Genomic DNA, 18,207 nt, shown 5'->3' on the forward strand with positions numbered 1-18,207 from the left:
GCCCCGTATTGGCACCCTGTGTGCATGAAGGGGCACATTCCGCCGGAGACGACGAGTTTCGTGGGCCGCGAGCGGGAGCTCGCATGGCTGGCGGCCATGATCGCGACCAGCCGGCTGGTGACGGTGACCGGCGTCGGGGGTGTCGGGAAGACCCGGGTGGCGATGCGGGCGGCGGCGCGGGCGGCCCCGCTCTTCCCCGACGGGGTGTGGTGGGCCGACCTGTCCACCCTGTCCGGCCCCGACCTGCTGGTCGCGACCGTCAGCGACGCCGTCGACATAGTGGACCACTCCCCGCGCATGCCGTTGCAGGTGCTCCGCGAATACGTCGCCGACAAGCGGCTGCTGCTCGTGCTGGACTCCTGCGAGCACCTGGCGGACGAATGCGCCGGCCTCGTCAGGGAGCTGCTCGCCGCGGGGCCGGGTATCGGCGTCCTGGCCACGAGCCGCAGACCACTGTCCTCGCACGGCCAGGACCTGCTGGTCCTCGACCCGCTGCCCGCCGAGGGGCCGGACGCGCTCGCGCTGCTCACCGAGCGGGTGGCCGAGCGCGCCGGACGGCGCGCCCTGGAGGAACCCGGTGCCGCCGAGGCCGCGTCGGCGGTGTGCCGGCGCCTCGAAGGCATCCCGCTCGCGATCGAACTCGCCGCGGGCCAGGTCGGTCCCGCGAGCATGGCCGAGATCGCCTCGCTCCTCGGCTCCCGCTTCGACGCCCTGACCCGCTCCGACTTCGTGTGGCCGCACCGGCACCGGGCGATGCGTACGGCGGTCGGCTGGAGCCATGAGCTGTGCGCACCGCTGGAGCGCCTGCTGTGGGCGCGGCTGAGCGTCTTCCGCGGCGCCTTCTGCGCGGAGTCGGCCGCCGACGTGACCGCGGGCGGCCCGCTGCACCCCGAGGACGTCCCGCGGCTGCTCGACAACCTGGTCGCCCAGTCGGTGCTGCGCCGCGACGGCGAGCGGTACCGGATGCTCGACACCATCAGGGAGTACGGCGACGCGTGGCTCGATGAACTCGGCGAGCGCGACGACCTCGCCGAGCGGCACGCCGCCCACTTCGTACGGCTGGCGCGCCGGGCGGAGGCCGGGTGGACGGGCAACGGGCAGATCACCGGCTACCGGACGGTCGAGCAGGTGCACGCCGACCTGCGGGCCGCCCTGGACCGGCTGCTGGCCACCGACCCGGCCCGCGCCGCCGACACCACGGGCCGCCTGGTCTTCTTCTGGACCTGCTCGGGCCATGTGAAGGAGGCCCGCTCGTATCTGGAGCGGGCGCTCACGGCCTGCCCCGAGCCCAGCCCGGCCCGCACCAGGGCGCTCACCGCGCTGGGCGTCGCGGTCTCGCTCCAGGGCGACTACGCGCTCGCGGCCCGGCTCGGCGCGGAAGCGGCAGCGGCCGCGCGCGCCGACGGCGACAAGGACGCACAGCTCGGCGCCGCGTACATGGTGGGGCTGCTGGACCTGCTGGCGGGCCGGCCCGACCGGGCCATCGCCACGGTGGACGAGGCGCTGGCCGGCGCGCCGGGCTTCGCCTTCGACTCCGGGGCGCACCTGCGCTGCCACCTGGTCCGGGTGTTCGGGCTGACCGCGCGTGGTGATCTGGAGCGGGCCGACCGCATGGCCCACGAACTGCGGGAGCACTGCGTGCTCATCGACGAGGTGTGGACCCGCTCCTACCTCGACTACCAGCTCGCGCTGATCGCGCTGAGCCGGTCGGCGGCGCGGGACGCGGTGCGCCACGCGCGCATGATGCTCAACGCCAAGCGCGCGCTGGGCGACGCCTTCGGCCTGGCCCTCGGCCTCGACGTGCTCGCCGCCGCACTCGTGGCGGACGGCCAGGCGCAGGCCGCGGCGGTCGCGTACGGCACGAGCGACACCCTGTGGCGCGGCCTCGGCCACCCGCAGCGCGGCACCCCGGAGCTGAAGCCGGTGCGCGACCGGTGCGAGGCCGCGATGCGCTCGGCGCTCGGGGACGACGGATACGACCGCGCCTTCCGACGCGGCGCCGCCACCGCGTCGGCCGGGGCGATCGCCGCGCTGGCCAGCGACTGATACGGCGAGGGTCCCGGCCGGTCCTCGCCCCTGAACTGGTCGCCCCTGAACCGGTCGCGCCGGAGCTGGCGGGAAAGGGCGCGGCGCACCGACGCCGGGCCGGCGGGGAAGGTGCGCCCCCGCCGGCCCGTCATCAGATGCGGTGGAGTCAACCGCAGGTCAGGGTGGGCGCCCCCCAGTCGCCGTGGTCGTTGCCGTTGCCGTCGCCGGCGTCGCCGACCTTGAGGTCGAGCACCTGGGCGCCGGTGACGTCGACGTCGATCGGTACGGCCGCCTGCTTGCCGCGGATCGTCTGGGTGGTGACCAGGGTTCTGCCGTCGGCGATCACGGAGAAGGTGACCGTGCCCGAGCCGCCGGTCTCGTCGTCGACACCCACATGGGCGGTCAGCCGGGTGCAGGCGCCCGCGAGGTAGAGCTGTACCTCGCTGACCGCGTTGGTGCCCAGGCCCTTGGCGTAGCCGGTGCCGGCGATGCTGATCGGACGGCCGTCACCCGACGCCTGTTCGCCGACGCTGCTGTCGCGCTCCACCGGTCCCCATCCGTTGCCGGACGACAGGAACGGCAGGTCGCTCACCGCGTTCTCACCCGCCGCGGGAGGCGGCGGGATCGCTCCGACGATGCGCTCGTCACTTGCGGTGGCCTTGCGTCCGCGCTGCACATAGTGCGCCGTCGCGGTCAGCGCCGAGGCGGAGGGCAGCGTCCCGGCAGGCGGCTGGACCTTCCAGCGGACGGTCGCGGAGCCGCCGGGCGGGACGCGGTCCACCGAAGCCGGCGCCGGGGCGCTCGCGGTCCAGCCCTCGGGCAGTGCGAGCGCGGCCCTGAGCGCGGTGGCCGCGGGCCGGCCCGCCGGGACGCGTACGGTCGCCGCGGCGGTGAAGGCCTGCCCCGCCTGGACGGTGTCGGGCACGTCGAGGGCGACGTCAACCCCCGGACTGGCCGGCATCCCGTAGGTGGCGCGGTTGTAGCCGGGGCTCTTGTTCTGGGCGACCCGCAGGGACGAGGCGTAGCTGCCGTAGTCGGTCAGCGACACCTTGCCGAGCCCGCCGGTGCTGCCGTCCAGATTCCATACGGCGATGGCGACGGTGTTGTGCCCGTTGGGGTCGAGGATGCCGTTGGGCACCGGGAAGGTGTGCTGCGGGCCGAGGTAGTTGACGTAGTTGCCGACCTGCCAGCCGTTCACGAAGATCGTGGCCCGGTATTCGCGGGACGGGTCGTCGGTGAAGGTCAGGCCGAGGGAGGTGTCCTGGCCGTGCGGCAGGTCGAGCTCGGCGTCGGTGCGGTACCACGAGACGCCCGGCCGGGTGTCGGTGGCCGGCAGGGACACGTTGCCCCATGTCTTGTCCGGGTAGCCGGGCAGCGACCAGCCGGCCCGCTCGCCGTAGAGGCCGCCGGTCGACAGCGGGCCGCGGACCGTGTCGAGCAGGTCCTCGCCGCCCCGCACGCCCTGCAGCCGCCAGGTGACGGCGGTGAGCGGCGCCCCGACGAGCGAGGCGCTGGTCAGGCCGCGTGCGGTCTTGTTGCCGTTGGAGGAGTTGTAGTCCTCCTCGTGGCCCATGTTCACGGTGAGGACGGACACCACGTTGTCGCCGGCCGGCTTCACCGCCCCGGCCGGGAAGGTGAAGTCGGCGCTGCCGGTGGTGGAGCTGCCGAGGAAGGTGCCGTTGAGCCAGGCGGAGAAGGCCTGCGCCTTGCCGCCGGAGTCCGAGACCAGATGGATGCCCTTCTCGCCGCCGCCCGCGCGGAAGCGCCCGCGGTACCAGGTGTTGCCGGTGTGGAATCCGTAGTCGTCGGCGTAGAGCACGGGCAGCGCGTTGATGCCGGAGGAGCTGTTGGTGGCCGACTTGTCGGCCACCTGCCAGCTGGAGTCGTCGAAGGCCGCGGCGGCCTCCGGGGACTCCTCGCTGTGCTTCCAGTCCGTCAGCGCCGGCAGCTTCACCGGGGCGGCGACGGCGATCCGGCCGGTACGGCTGCCGGTGGCGGTGGCGCGGGCGCTGATCGTGCGGCCGTTCCAGCTGACGCGGTCGGCGGAGGTGAACACCTCGATGTCCGGGTCGTCGGCGTTGTCACCGGTGAGCGCGACCGTACGGCCGTGGTCCTGGCTGACCGCCGTCCGCAGCAGGTGGGTGCCGCGTACCAGCACCGGTCCCGTCGCGGTGTCCTGGCGCCAGAAGGTCGCCGCGGTCGCCTTGTCGCCGACGAGCAGCAGCTGCGGGCGCGGCCCTCCGCCGCTGATGCTGATCCGGGTCAGGCCGTTGTGCGTGTAGTTCAGCCGCAGGTCGCCGGTGGCCGCGTCCCAGGTGGTGGTGACCTGGCCGCCGCTGCTGGTCACGGTCGGCCTGCTCGCGTAGCGCAGGACGGTCTCGCCGTCGCTGCCCTGGTCGCCGTAGAGGACGGAGACGTCCTGCTTGCCGATGGTCGCGGTGGTCATGATCTCGGAGGTCGAATACTGCAGCTGGGAGTCCCCGAGCCGGTAGTTCGCCACGATGATGTGGGAGTCGCGGCCGTCGAGCGTGATGGCGGTGCCGGGCTGCTGCGGTACGACCGGGTAGATCGGCGTCGCGGCGGCGGCGGTCGGCACATCGATGGCGTCGATGGACACGAAGTCGTCCGTCGACGCCGAGCTGTGGCTGCCGGCCACGACGATCTTCAACGTGTGCGCCCCGGGAGCCAGGCCGGTCCTCTGGAAGACCACCGCCTGGTTCTCGCTGCCGGAGTCGTCGACCGTGGCGACCTTGGCGCCGTCGAGATAGACGTCGGCGTAGCCGTGGTTGTTGGTCTTCGGGCCGATCCAGCGGACCGCAGTGCCGTCGAAGGGGACGGTGACCGAGTCGCCGGCCGCGTTGGAGAACGACTCGGTCTTCTTGTAGTCGCCGCCGGTGTAGCTCTCGTCGGCCACGTGCGACCAGGCGCCGGTGTACTGCAGCGCGGCGTCGGTGTCGTCCCAGGTGTAGCTGGTGTCGGTGGTCGGCCGGGCGTTGAAGTCCAGCGCTATGTGGGTCGTGTCGAGCGCCGTGGACGTGGAATTCCCGTGCCGCAGGACGTGGAACTGCGTCTTGGTGTCGGGGTTCATCCGCGCCGTGTCCACCACGGCGCTGTTGTCGGGGGACGCTGCCCTGATCGCGTCGGTCTTGGCCAGCGGGGCGACCGACTGGGTGAAGTAGCCGATCAGCTTGTCCTCGTCGTACTTGGGGTCCAGCTGGCGGTTCTCGCGGATCGCGGCACCGTAGTCGTACGACGTGTAGTTCTCCGGCATGCCGAGCCAGCCCCAGTTGGTGCCGCCGTAGGTCATGTAGAAGCTCTGGGCGGTCGCGCCGACGGCGATGTTCTGCTTGTAGAAGACGTCGGCGAACTGGTCGTTGATCAGCTGGGCGCACTTGTCGTAGCCGGGGCCGCCCCAGGGGTCGAAGGCGCCGCCCTGGAATTCAGGGGTGTACAGCGGCTTTCCTGCCGGGTGGTCGTAGCTGATGTCGGGGACGCCGTTCCACTGCGTGGGGTTGGAGCAGTTGAAGCCCTGCGGGTAGGAGTCGGGGCCGTCGACGTCCAGGGCGCCGTCACCGGAGTTGAAGGTGCCGTTGTTGTTGCCGGTGAGCGGGACGGTGATGCCGTCGGCGGTGGCCTTGTCCTCCAGGTGCTTCATGTAGGCGCGGGCGTCCGCCGAGCCGTCGTAATACTCGTTCTCCACCTGGTAGGCGATCACCGAGCCGGTGCCGTTGGTCACCTGGTGCCGCGCGATGATCCGGTCGATCCGGGTCAGCCACTCGTCGGCGTACTTCAGGAACTGCGGGTCGTCGGTGCGGTTCTTCTCCTCCTTGGTGGTCAGCCAGCCGGGCAGGCCGCCGCTGTCGACCTCGGCGTTGATGTACGGCGCCGGGCGGGCGATCACGTACAGCCCCGCCTGCTCGGCCATGTCGAGCAGCTTGTCGACGTCGCGCACGCCGGTGAAGTCGTAGACCCCCGGCTTGGGCGAGTGGTAGTCCCAGTCGAAGTAGAGGGAGGTGGAGTTGAAGCCGGCCGCCTTCATCTTCTGGAAGATGTCGAGCCACAGGTCGGGGCTGGGGAGCCGGAAGTAGTGGAATTCTCCCGACCACAGGTAGGTGCGCTTGCCGTCGACCAGGAACGAGTAGCCGTCGAAGGTCACCGTACGGGCCTTGTGCGCGGCGGCGGGCGCCCCGGCTGCGCTCGGGGCGGACGCGGCGGCCGGCTTGTCGGCGCTCGACGCCACGGCGGGCACCGTCATACCCGCGGACAGCGCGAGGGCCACACCCGCCGCGAGACCCGCCCACCACTGTCGTCGGCGACCGGGTCTCGCGGCCACGGAACCGTTGGGATGTCTTTGCACTGCGCCCTCCACACTCCCCGATGAGCCAACTCCAAACAGAATCAATCGGAGTCGAACAATAGGAGCGGGTGCGGGGCGGCACAATAGCGCGGACAAAGCTTGACGGGCCCGAGTGACGGCGGACCACCATGTGGTCAACTGTTGGGTTGCGTCGGATTATGTTCCGAGGCACGGCCGGTGAGGGGCCTCGTAGGCCGCTCACCCGCAGGACTCCCGCCACCGACGCGCGGGGCCGGTCCGAGTGCCTCCGCACTCGGACCGGCCCCGCTTCTCGCAGGTCGTGCCGCGTCCCGACTCAGCCGGCGGGCAGCGCCCAGCGCTGGTTCGCACCGCCGTTGCAGTCCCAGATCTCCAGCTGGGTGCCGTCGGTGGTGCTGGCGTTGGGGACGTCGAGGCAGCGGCCGGACTGCGGGTTGGCCAGGGCGCCGGTGGAGGCGGTGTAGGTCCATTTCTGGTTGTTGCCGCCGTTGCAGTCCCACAGCTCGATCAGGGTGCCGTTGGCGGTGCCGCCGTTGCCGGTGACCTCGACGCACTTGCCGAGGACCTGGAGTGTGCCGTCGGAGGCGACGGTGACCTGCTGGGCGGCGGAGTTGTTGCAGGTCCAGATCTGGATCCTGGTGCCGTTGGTGGTCGAGGCGGCGTTGTCGTCCAGGCACTTGCCGCCGTTCGCCGACACCACCGCTCCGGTACCGCCCGGGGTGCCGCCGCCGGTCCCGCCGGTGCCCGGGGTGATGGCGAGGTTGTCGAACTGGTCGGTGCGGTAGCCCTGGATACCCAGACCGGCCTGGCCGCTGGAGAAGGACGTGTCGGTCACCGACCCGAACTGGTTCCCGTCGAGCTTGGCACTGATCGTCGAGCCCTGGAAGGTGAACGACAGGTTGTGCCACGTGCCGGTGCCCAGCGCGGTGGTCGTGCCGGTGGCCAGGGTGTGGTTCGACCCGTCGGTGTACATCTTCTCGATCCACCACTGCCCGGTGTCACGGATCCGCAGGTAGTACGCGTTCATGTGGGACTGCGGGCGCTGCTGGGTGTTCGCCCGGCCCAGCAGCTCCGTCGTACCGGCACTGCGCAGGTACACGTCGGAGCTGACGGTGTAGTTGGACCAGGTGGTGTCGCCGATCAGCGAGTAGGAGTCGGAGTCGTCCTGCCACTCGATCGGCTTGACCGGTGCCATCTGCTGGAGGCACTGCCCGGCGCGGCCGGTGCAGGGCTGGACCTCGTAGGAGCCCTGCATGTCGGAGAGGTACTTCGCCTCGGTGCCGTTGCCGTAGCTTTCGAAGTTGTCGGAGTACGGCAGCGCCAGCGCGTGCGCGGCCGGCGCGGTCGCCGTGCCCTTGCCGCCACCGGCCACCGTGGTGACGGTGTAGACGTAGCCCGGCTGCATGGTCAGCGAGTACGAGCCGTTGTTCGGCGTGATGTCCTGGGTGTGGATGAACGACGTCGAGTTGCCCGGGTTGTTGACGTTGGTCGCCCACACGTGGACGGTGCCGGTGGACAGCCCGCCCTGGACGTGGAAGTTCGCCGTCTGCGTCCCCGTCGAGGTGGTGGTCTCCACGATCGTCGAGTAGTCCGAGGTGGTGTTCGACTTCACCGTGACGTAGGTGCCGTTGTTCTCACTGCCACCGAGGTAGCCGGAGGCCGAGTCGATGAACTTCCAGCCCGGCTGGGTGAACTGGGTGACCTGCGCGGTGGCCCAGGTGCTCGCGCCGATCTGGTAGTTGCCCGACCACGGCGATCCGGCGGTGGCCAGGCCGACGGTGTTGTAGGGCAGGTTGGGGTAGATCGCCGCGATCAGCGGCCAGTTGAAGTAGCTGGTCATCTTCGCGTCGATGTAGCCGCGGGTGATGGCCCTGATCAGCGCGGGTGCGCCGGTGTTCATGTCCTGCGAGCCGTTCTCGCTGTCCCACAGCGGCTTGCCGTTGTTCTTGGCCGCGGTGGTGCTGGAGCAGCTCTTGGCGTCGCCGCCGTCACCGCCGTTGCAGGAGTAGTGCGCACCGATGATCGACACCGCGTTGTTGAACGCCGAGTTGGAGGCCATGTCGTCGGCCACCCCCCACCCGGAGTCGTCGGCCACGAGCTGCACACCGCTGTAGCCGTGCGCGTTGAGCGCGGAGCGCAGCTGGACGAACCAGTTCGCGTCGTGGCCGCGCTCGTTCCAGCCGCCGAGGTACTTGATGTTCAGGTTGTGCTGCTTGGCGCAGTCCAGCCAGGAGATCAGGTAGTTGATCGTGTCGGTCGACCAGAAGCCGCCGTTGATCCAGCCCGGCGCGGCCCAGGCCAGCCCGTACAGCCCGATGTTGGGGTTGCGCGCCTTGGCCTGCTCACCGAGCCAGAACTCGTACCCGGCGTTGCAGTTGACCGTGCCCCGGGAGTGCTCGATCGACGGCTCGGAGCCGTCGGTGGAGTTCGCGTCACCGCCGATCTCCAGCTTCAGCAGCTGCAGGTTCGCGCCGTAGCCCGGCTTGAACATGTAGTCCAGGATCTGCGACTGCTGGGCCGCCGGGTAGTCCGTCAGCAGCCGGGAGTTCCCGCCACCGCCGCTGATCGCACCGATCCCGTCGAACGTACGCCCGCTCTGGCCGCCGTCCACGGTGATCGTGGTGGTCGCGGCCTGCGCCGGAACACTGCTGACCGCCAGAACGGCAGCAAGGAGCGCCAGCACCCACACGGGGGCAAGTCTCCATAGTCGTGTCATAACTGACACCCTTTCGCTGGGGGGAATTGCCGCACAGTGTGTTGTCGTGTTCGTTTGACGGTCAAGGGTTGCCACAGAAAGACAGAACCGAACATCGGCGAGGAGCTGCGGGCGCCGGACAGCCCGCACGCCCGGCCGAGGCGGTCAGGCGCACCCCACCGCCGGCCGCGACCACCGCCTCCGGCGCCGCGCCGGGCGGGTCGACCGAAGCGGTCACGTAGTATGACAACGTTGTCAGATACACCCGGCGAGCGCCGGGCAGCGTTCGGACAGACGCCATGGAGGACTCCAGAAAGACCTGGTCGGACGTGGTGGGGCGCGCTGGCGCCAAGAAGAGAGCGCTCTCCGAAGCTAGTCAGCGGCCATGCCCGCGTCAATGGTTCGGACATATGGTCGGACGACTCGGCCTCGCCGACCCCCTCCGAACCGGCGCCCCGCCGACCCGTGGAACGGCCTCACGCACCGGCCGGCGAAGAGCTGTTCACCCGGCACGGGAAGCGCATCGGCAAGCGGGCACTGACCGGCGATCACGGGCCTGGTAGCCGACCGGGGTCGGGAGCGTCGCGGTCCTGCGGTGACCGCGCCCACCGCTCCCCACAGTCTCCCGCACATCTCAACACCTTTGATCGGATGTCTGTTTGGGTCTGTTCGCAATTTCGGTCGATTGCGTTGACAAGCGCTACGGGGCTGCCCTTTGCTTTCCGGGATTCACCCCCCACCACCGGCCCGATGACGGCCGCGCTGTCCGAACCTGGAGCCGCACACGATGAAACGATGGCGCATTCCCCTCGCGACCTGTCTGTTCCTGCTCGGACTGGCCGCGCCCGGCACCGCCGCGCACGCCGCCGCCCCGGCCGTGGTCACCGATCCCGCGTCCCTGGTGAATCCGCTGCTGGGGACGTCCAACGGCGGCAACACCTTCCCCGGCGCCGACACCCCGTTCGGCATGGTGTCGTGGAGCCCCGACACGTCCTCCCGCCCGCCCGGCGGTAACTACGCTTACTCCGACAACGTTGTCACCGGCTTCAGCCTCAACCACATCTCCGGACCGGGCTGCGGAGCGATGGGTGACATCCCCGTCCTGCCGACCACCGGCGGGATCGACGGCGGGGCCACCCAGACGTTCAGCCACAGCAACGAGACGGCGAGCGCGGGCGCGTACTCGGTGACCCTGGGCAATGGCGTGAAGACCGAGCTGACCGCGACGGCCCGCTCGGGCATGGCCCGGTTCACGTTCCCGGCGACCACCCAGGCGAACCTGCTGTTCAAGCTGAGCGCGGACAAGGCGACGAATCTGCACTTCACCAAGGTGAGCAGCACCGAGGTGAGCGGGTCGGTGGACGCCGGGCTGTTCTGCGCGTCGGCGCCCGCCTACACCGCCTATTTCGACATGGTCTTCGACCAGCCGATGACCGGCAGCGGCAGTTTCAACGGCGGTGACTCGGTCACGTTCAACACCACCGGCAACCAGGTGGTGCAGGCCAAGGTCGGCCTGTCGTACGTCTCGATCGCCGGGGCGACGGCCAACCGGGCCGCCGAGAACGGCGGTTGGGACTTCAACGGCACCCGCACCGCCGCCCACAACGCGTGGAACACCGTGCTGAACCGGGTCGCGGTCAGCGGCGGCACCTCCGACCAGCAGAAGGTCTTCTACACCTCGCTCTACCACTCGCTGCTGCACCCGAACCTGCTCAGCGACAGCGACGGCCGCTACTGGGGCTTCGACCACCAGGTCCACACCGTCTCCGGCAGCCAGAAAGCGCAATACGGCACCTATTCCGGGTGGGACATCTACCGCACCCAGGCGCAGCTGGAGGCGCTGGTCGCCCCGCAGCAGGCCTCCGACAGTGCGCAGTCGCTGGTCAACGACTACGCGCAGGCCGGGTTCTTCCCGAAGTGGTCGCTCAACTCCGCCGAGACCCAGGTGATGAACGGCGACCCCGGCCCGGCGATCATCGCGGACTACTACGCCTTCGGCGCCCGCACCTTCGACACCGCCGCCGCCAAGGCCGACATGATCAAGGAAGGCACCACGAGCAACCCGATCCGGATGGGCCTGGACCTGCAGACCAAGTACGGCTACCTGCCCTCCGACGGCACCTACCCGCACGACTTCTACGGCTCGGCCGCCACCCTCCTGGAATACAGCGCCCAGGACTTCGCGACCTCCGCCTTCGCCGGGGCGCTCGGCGACACCACCACACAGAGCCAGTTCGCCAACCGCGCGCAGGACTGGAAGAACGAGTTCAACACCTCCAGCGGCTTCATCCAGCCCAAACAGGCGAACGGTTCCTGGAAGTCGGGCTTCAACCCCACCAGCAGCGACCAGTTCGTCGAGGGCACCTCCTGGCAGTACACCGGTGCGGTGCCGCACAACATCCGCGGCCTGGCCGACGCCATGGGCGGCAACGCCAAGATGGCCGGCTACCTCGACAGCGTGCTGTCCGACTTCCACGGTTCCGGAGGCACGCACGCCGATCTCGGCAACGAGCCGTCCATCGAACTGCCCTGGGAGTACGACTACGTCGGCCAGCCGTGGAAGACCCAGAAGATCGTCCGCCAGGTCCAGGACCAGCTCTGGCCGAACAACCCCGCCAACTGGGGCGTCGGCAACGACGACCTGGGCACCATGAGCGCCTGGTACGTCTTCTCCGCCATGGGCTTCTACCCCGAGACCCCCGGCACCTCCGACCTCGCCCTGGGCAGCCCGCTGTTCACATCCGTCGACGTCACCCTCGGCAGCGGCGGCCACCTCCTGGTCAACGCCCCGGCCGCCGCCGACAACGCCCCCTACATCCAGAGCGCCACCCTCAACGGCGCCACCTGGAACAACGCCTACCTGCCCGCGACCTTCGCCACCGGCGGCGGCACCCTCAACCTCACCCTCGGCACCAGCGCCAACACCAACTGGGCCACCGCCGCCACCTCCGCCCCGCCGTCCTACAACGGCAACGGCGGCGCCAAGCCCCCGGGCCCGCCGGTCGGCCGTACCGGCCCGGTCACCTCAGACAACGCCGGCAAGTGCCTGGACGACAACACCAGCGCGACCACCAACGGCACCAGGATCCAGATCTGGACCTGCAACAACTCCGCCGCCCAGCAGGTCACCGTCGCCTCCGACGGCACACTCCAGGTCCTCGGCAAGTGCGTCGAGGTCACCGGCAACGGCGGCACCGCCAACAACACGCTCATCGAACTGTGGGACTGCAACGGCGGCAACAACCAGAAATGGACCTACAACTCCGGCACCAAGGCACTGGTCAACCCGCAGTCCGGCCGCTGCCTCGACATCCCCAACTCCAGCACCAACGACGGCACCCAGCTGCAGATCTTCGACTGCAACGGCACCAACGCACAGCGCTGGAACCTGCCTTCCTGACCGCCGCGTGATCCCTCCGCCAGTCCGACGGCCTCCCTGTGACGGGGAGGCCGTCGGGCGCGTTCAGCAGGGTGGCGACAAGGAGGCCGGCCAGTCCTGGGGAAACCGCGGGCCGGGCCGGACGGCGCTGTGCGCCCGGGGCCGGGGCGCCGGCTCGGGTCGCACCGTGAGCGGGTCAGACCGTGAGCAGGTCCGCGATCCGGTCGTGGACGCCGTCCTTGCCGTCCAGCCGGGTCGGCACCAGCCGGTCCGGGTGCTCCGGGTCGCGGGCGAGGACGTGCAGGCGTCCGTCGTGGCGGGCGAGGACCAGGTCGGTGCTCTGCCCGGCGATCTCCGCGGATCCCTGCGCGGTGTAGTGGGTGACGGTCACCAGCGCGGAGCGCTGGCACTCGGCGAGCAGGGTGTCGGCGTCCACCGTGCGCTCGTGCTCCACCGCGGAGCCCCGCGGCAGCCACTCGGTGAGCATCCGGAGGGCCTCGTCGAGCGTGTACAGGCCGATCTGGTGCACACCGAGCGCGTCGATGCGCACCATCAGGCAGATCCGCTCCGGCTGTGGGAGCAGCAGGATCCGCCACGGCTCGCCCGCCTCCGTCCCGCTGGTACGGGCGTCGAGCACGATGCGGGCCCGCTGCTGGAAGGCCACGGCGATGCCCAGGTCCCCGCGCACCTGGACCTGCTCGCCCGTGGCGCCCGCCAGCAGCAGCTGCCGTGCCGCCAGGGACCTGACCGCCTCGGTGAGTTCGTCCTCCGAGGGCCGCGCTTCGAGGAAGTCCACGATCGCGTCCACTGCGGTCAGCTCGGCGATGGTGTAGGCGCCGAGCAGCACAGGTCCCGTGTGCACCAGTTCCACCACGGCGGTGACCAGCCCCTGGGGCACGGCGGCCGCGCCCGGGTCCTGCGGTGCCTGTCCCGGGGTGTCGTGCTGTTCGTCGCTCACCGCCGGCCTCCCTTCGGCCATACGCCCGCCGCGGACGCCTCGTCGCGCCGCTGCTGGAGAACGGCGGCGGCACTGCGGGAGGGTGTCTCGGTGACCCACACCTCGGAATTGCCGAACAGCCCCCGCCCGGCCCTGCCGGACAGCGCCTGCCCCAGCTCGCCGGCCAGGTCGGCCCGCTCCGGGGGCGGGAAACGGGCCGCGAGTTCCCGCGATACGGAGGTGACGTCGTCGGACTCCTCGATCCGGCGCAGCGCCCGGGTCAGCGACCGTGCGACCGGCGGTGTCAGGGACGTCGGCACGGCCACGATCGGCGAGAGGTACATCGGGCGCCGCTCGGTCATCCGCGACAGGCCCCAGGGGCCGACGTTGCTGCCGGTGAAGCGGTAGACGACGTAGTCCATCAAGTGCCGCAGGTCGCCCAGGCTGGGCATTCTGCGCCCGCCGAACGCGGCGGGCGTCTTCTCCAGCTGCACCCAGGTGCCGTGCGCGGTACGCCCGTGCAGCTTCTCGCGCACCACGTGCCCGCGCATCCCGATGTCCGGGTAGAGCGTCTTGTCGATGTCGCGGTGGTGGCTGGACAGCCGGGGATGGCTGCCCTTGGCCGCGCGCCACTTCTCGTACAGGCCGGGGTCGTCCACCAGCACATGGCCGCCGCACAGCACGTCGTGCATCTGCGGCACCTGGAGGCCGCGCTCCTCCAGGTCGGCGAGGATCACCGACTCCTCGGGGCTGAGCCGGCCGACCGCGGCGATCAGCCCCCGGCGGTACTCCCCCGCGCGGGCGGTGATCTCGATGACGAGCCGGACCCGGCCGCGCACCTGATCGGCCTTGCGGGCGTCGGCGTCGGAGGGCGCCGCGCCGGTACGTCCGGCACGCCCGGCGAACGCCAGTGGGTGCTTGCGCTCCATCTGGCCAGTACAGCACGGCCGGCCCGGTCCCGCAGGGCGCCGCCGCCCGCGAGGGTCAGCGCCGCCGCCCGCGCAGCGTCCGGCCGGCGGCCAGGCCGAGCCCCGGGAGGGGCAGGGCCAGGACCGCGAAGAGACGAGGAATTCCAGGTCGTGCCGGTGACGCAGCCCTTCGTGCGCCACAGCTCGACCAGCCGCGCGCCGCACGAGGCCGACCAGCTCTCACACGACAAGCAACAGCCGCCGATCGGAGACCTGTCCGCGCGGTGAACTTGCGACGGTACGTCAACTGTACGTAATCATGGGTGGGATGCCTCCGTCCGTGCGGGTCGGGGACGGGTCCTGCGAAGGGGTGGCGGCGTGCTGGGAACGGTCGGGGCGCTGTGGCGCTATCCGGTCAAATCGATGCTGGGCGGACAGGTCGCCGCCGCGGCGGTGACCGTGCGCGGACTGCCGGGAGACCGCGGCCTCGCGGTCGTGGACAGGGAGACGGGCAGGATCGCCAGCGCCAAGGCGCCGCGGCTGTGGCGGTCCCTGCTCGGCTGCTCGGCGGCGCTCGTGGACGGAGCCGTGAGGATCACCGGGCCGGACGGCAAGGAGCTGTGGAGCACCGACCCCGGTATCGACCAGGCCTTGTCGGCGCTGCTGGGCCGGGCCGTCACGCTGACCGGCACACCGCCGCCCGGGGCGGCGCTCGACCGGTCCAGGCCCGGGCAGGTCCTGCGGCGCGGGTCGGACGCCGAGGTCGAGGCGGACGTCGTCAGGTTCGGCTCCGCGTCCCCCGCGGGCACCTTCTTCGACTTCGCGCCACTCCACCTGGTCAGCACCTCGACGCTGGACCGGCTGGCGGCACTGAGCCCGCGGGGCGTCGCCGAGGCGGAGCGCTTCCGCCCGAACATCGTGATCGAGCGGGCGGGCGCCGGTTTCGTGGACCACGAGTGGGTCGGCCGGGACCTGCGGATCGGCGACCGGCTCACGCTGCGCGTGATCGCCGCGACGCCCCGCTGCGCGGTGCCGACGCTCGCGCACGGCGGCCTGCCGCCGGACACCGCCGCGCTGCGTACCCTCGCCCGGCACAACCGCGTCCCCGCGATGGCGGGCAGCGACCCGGCGCCGTCCGCGGGGATCTACGCACAGGTGCTGTCCCCCGGCATGATCAGGCCGGGGGACAGCATCCGCGTCCTGCCGCCCGCCTAGTGCGAATCGGCTCTGTCGGTCGCGGCCTTCGGCGGCCGGAAGCAGGCCGTGACCGTCTTGCCGTTCGGGCACGGGCGGGACTGCCAGGTGTCGGCGAGCGCGTCGATCAGCTGCATGCCGCGCCCGCCGAGCGCGTCGGGCGAGGGCGCCCGGGGCCTGGGCAGCTCGGGCGACGAGTCGTGCACGCTGACGTGCAGACACGTGCCGTCCCAGGTCAGCACCAGCTGCGCGGAACTGCGCGCGTGCCGGTGCGCGTTGGTGACCAGTTCCGACACCGTCAGCAGGATGTCGTCCACGGTCTCCGGCGCGCGTGTGGTCCAGCCCAGCGTGTTCAGATGCTGCCGGGTCCATTCGCGCGCCGTTCTGATCTCGCTGCTCAGGGGCAGCGAGCGGGCCCATCCGGTCGCCCGGATCAATGAGTAGTCGTCCGCCATGGCCCCCTCCAAGCAGTATGGGGCGGTTCAGCCACGGGTACGCATGCCCGCATTACGGCGCTTCACAGCCCGATGGTGAAATCGTCCTCGACCGGCGGGTCCTCCTCGTGCTCCCGCAGCCCTGTCGCGGCGAAGCACCGCACCCGTATCGCGTCGGCGCGGACGTCGAGGCGCAGGAAGCTCTTGAAGAACGGCGGGCTGTAGGTGGCGCCGCCGGGCGACAGCACCTGGGTCAGCACCCGCCGTACCGGCAGCCTGATCCCGCGCCGGCCGCCGGCCGCGTGCGCCGCGACGCCGAGGACCGACGCGACGAACCGGGTCCGCGGCGTCACCCGGGCCGGGCCCGCCGCCGTACGCACCGGGGTGGAGCCCAGCCGCTCGGCTATCACCGCTGCCGCCTCGTCGGGGGTCAGCGCGAACAGCCGCCGCAGGTGCAGCTTGCGGCCGTAGAGGCGGCTGTAGAAGGCCAGCGAGTCGCCGCGCATCGGGTAGCAGCGGAAGTCGTCCTCGCCGACGCCGCCGACCGTGACCCGCGGGATGGTGTGGGTGGCGTGCATGAAGGCGCCGCCGCCGCCGGAGACGACGTATTCGATCCGCCGCCCGTCCACGTCCACCGGATAGTGCTGGTAGTTGTGGATGTCACCGCCTATCGCGGCCACGAAGCCGTGCGCGGGGTCGCGCACGATCTCGTCGACCGTGCCGCCGCCCCCGATCGCGCACGGGTGGTATTTGCCGTCGACGTATATCGGCGAGCCGGTCACCAGGATCTTCGGGCGCGGGCCGCGCGCCACCCGGCGCAGCCACTCGCCCTGCTCCCGGTCGATGTCGCCGAGCAGCCCGGTGTCGATGCCGATGATCCGTATCGGCCCGGTGTCCAGCGCCCAGTACGGACCCGGCTGCCGGGCCTGCTGGTCCGGTGCCGCGCGCAGTTCGCGCTCGCGGTCCAGCCGCGCGTCGTCGGGGGTGTCGGAGGGCCGCCACAGCAGGCCGCGCCACCATGCCGCGGACAGCGTGCGCGGGCGGGGGCCCGGCGGCAGCGCGGGCGCCCGGCAGAAGACCCGCATGAAGCCGGTCAGGCCGTCGTACCAGTCGTGGTTGCCGGGTATCGCGTAGATCGGCGCCGGATAGTCGCGGTACGGGCGGAAGAACTTCGTCCCGTACTCGTTGGCGCTGCCGACCGGGTAGAGGACGTCGCTGCACACCACCGCGAAGCGCGTGCCGGCGCCCGCCTTGAGCATGCCGGGCACCACCGCGTACTGCGGGTCGTCGCCCTCGCCGGTGTCGCCGAGCAGCAGGAAGGAGAATTCCGCCGGGTCCTGCCTGGTGATGACCAGGTCCCCGGTGCCGGCGCCGTCCTCGGCCTGCGCGGCCACCCAGCGCTGCCGGTCGGCGCCGGTCGGGTCGCCGAACAGCGCGGCCAGCGGCCCGTTGCGGGCCTTCCAGAGGGTGGACGGGCGCAGCCACGACAGGTTGGCCACCTTCGGCGGCATCAACTCCCGGTACGCACCGGGCTCGTGGCCTTCCCAACCGGCGCCGGTCAGGGATTCGCGGGAGGAGGAGGCGGGCATGGCGGGACTGTAGCAACGGCGCCGGGGCGTGTCCGGTGAACGGCGCCGCCGCGTACGTTGGCAGGTGCCGTGGCGGCCTGCGCCGCCGCGGGCCGCGGTGGATCCGCCCTGGGCGGGCACGTGAGAGGAGCGCCCCGGCCGCCGGGTGCGCGTGGACGAGGGAGTGGACCGTTGAGTGATTCGCTGTGGGTCGCGGTGGCCGCGGTGGCGCTGCTGGGCCTGGTCGCGGCCCTGGTCGAGGGCAGGGCCAGGACACGGCAGGGCCGCGAGGCGCGGGGCAGGCAGGGCGGCGGCGCGGGACCGGCGGGTCCCGGCACACCGCGGCGCGGCGAGATCTGGTGGGCGGACGTGCCGTTCGCGGACGGCCCCGGCTCCAAGGACCGCCCGTGCCTGGTCGTCTCGGTGCGGGGACGGCACGCACGGGTCGCCAAGATCACCTCGCAGTCCCACGAACGGCGCCCCGGCGTCGTCCCGCTCCCGCCCGGAACGGTGGACGACCCGGCGCGGCGGCGGAGCTACCTGGAAACCGCGGAGATGCGCCGCGTCCCCCTCTCGGCCTTCCGCAGGCGCGCGGGCAGCATCGACGCGGCGACCATGAAGAGCCTCAAGCTGTCCTGACGGCCGGCGCAGCACCGGGTGCCGGGGGCGCCCGCTTGCTACAGTGGCGCAGACGTTGATCGTTTGTGGAGGAGTCCGGACATGCTGGC

At 71.3% G+C, this 18,207-nt stretch carries 10 protein-coding genes; 4 read left to right on the forward strand and 6 right to left on the reverse strand.

What is annotated here, in order from left to right; genetic code table 11:
- The first annotated feature begins 24 nt into the window (after window positions 1–24).
- The gene (locus tag OHA86_RS02660) at window positions 25–2,046 is read left to right on the forward strand and encodes an ATP-binding protein (RefSeq protein ID WP_329172105.1); all 2,022 of its coding nucleotides are present in this window, start codon (window positions 25–27) and stop codon (window positions 2,044–2,046) included.
- A gap of 148 nt (window positions 2,047–2,194) precedes the next feature.
- On the opposite strand, the gene OHA86_RS02665 is transcribed toward OHA86_RS02660, so the two are convergent.
- Window positions 2,195–6,283 carry a beta-galactosidase gene (locus OHA86_RS02665; RefSeq protein ID WP_329182186.1) on the reverse strand — a complete coding sequence of 1,363 codons (4,089 nt, stop codon included), beginning with the start codon at window positions 6,281–6,283 and terminating at the stop codon, window positions 2,195–2,197.
- A 397-nt stretch (window positions 6,284–6,680) separates the two neighbouring features.
- Entirely contained in the window at window positions 6,681–9,080 is a 2,400-nt protein-coding gene (locus tag OHA86_RS02670; protein ID WP_329172106.1) for a ricin-type beta-trefoil lectin domain protein, read from the reverse strand.
- 766 nt (window positions 9,081–9,846) lie between these two features.
- Here OHA86_RS02670 and OHA86_RS02675 point away from each other — a divergent pair.
- On the forward strand, window positions 9,847–12,459 hold the full coding sequence (locus tag OHA86_RS02675) for a lectin (RefSeq protein WP_329172107.1): 2,613 nt from the start codon (window positions 9,847–9,849) through the stop codon (window positions 12,457–12,459).
- 175 nt (window positions 12,460–12,634) lie between these two features.
- Here OHA86_RS02675 and OHA86_RS02680 read toward each other — a convergent pair whose 3' ends face one another.
- Window positions 12,635–13,396 (reverse strand): hypothetical protein, encoded by a 762-nt coding sequence (locus OHA86_RS02680; RefSeq protein WP_329172108.1) that lies wholly within the window; start codon window positions 13,394–13,396, stop codon window positions 12,635–12,637.
- Window positions 13,393–14,304 carry a hypothetical protein gene (locus OHA86_RS02685; RefSeq protein WP_329172109.1) on the reverse strand — a complete coding sequence of 304 codons (912 nt, stop codon included), beginning with the start codon at window positions 14,302–14,304 and terminating at the stop codon, window positions 13,393–13,395. Before OHA86_RS02685 ends, OHA86_RS02680 begins: the two co-directional genes overlap by 4 nt.
- A gap of 357 nt (window positions 14,305–14,661) precedes the next feature.
- On the opposite strand from OHA86_RS02685, the gene OHA86_RS02690 reads away from it, so the two are divergent.
- Window positions 14,662–15,498 carry an MOSC domain-containing protein gene (locus OHA86_RS02690; RefSeq protein WP_329172111.1) on the forward strand — a complete coding sequence of 279 codons (837 nt, stop codon included), beginning with the start codon at window positions 14,662–14,664 and terminating at the stop codon, window positions 15,496–15,498.
- Here the strand turns inward: OHA86_RS02690 and OHA86_RS02695 are convergent.
- Together OHA86_RS02695 and OHA86_RS02700 are read right to left on the reverse strand one after the other, a co-directional pair.
- Complete coding sequence (locus tag OHA86_RS02695) at window positions 15,495–15,932, reverse strand: ATP-binding protein (protein WP_329172113.1); 438 nt, start codon at window positions 15,930–15,932, stop codon at window positions 15,495–15,497. The genes OHA86_RS02690 and OHA86_RS02695 overlap by 4 nt on opposite strands.
- A gap of 62 nt (window positions 15,933–15,994) precedes the next feature.
- Window positions 15,995–17,500, reverse strand: coding sequence for a metallophosphoesterase (locus OHA86_RS02700; RefSeq protein ID WP_329172115.1), 1,506 nt, complete (start codon window positions 17,498–17,500; stop codon window positions 15,995–15,997).
- A gap of 171 nt (window positions 17,501–17,671) precedes the next feature.
- Here OHA86_RS02700 and OHA86_RS02705 point away from each other — a divergent pair, with 171 nt between their 5' ends.
- Complete coding sequence (locus OHA86_RS02705) at window positions 17,672–18,118, forward strand: type II toxin-antitoxin system PemK/MazF family toxin (protein WP_329172118.1); 447 nt, start codon at window positions 17,672–17,674, stop codon at window positions 18,116–18,118.
- Window positions 18,119–18,207: the final 89 nt, after the last annotated feature.

The organism is Streptomyces sp. NBC_01477 (genome assembly GCF_036227245.1).
GTDB lineage: Bacteria > Actinomycetota > Actinomycetes > Streptomycetales > Streptomycetaceae > Actinacidiphila.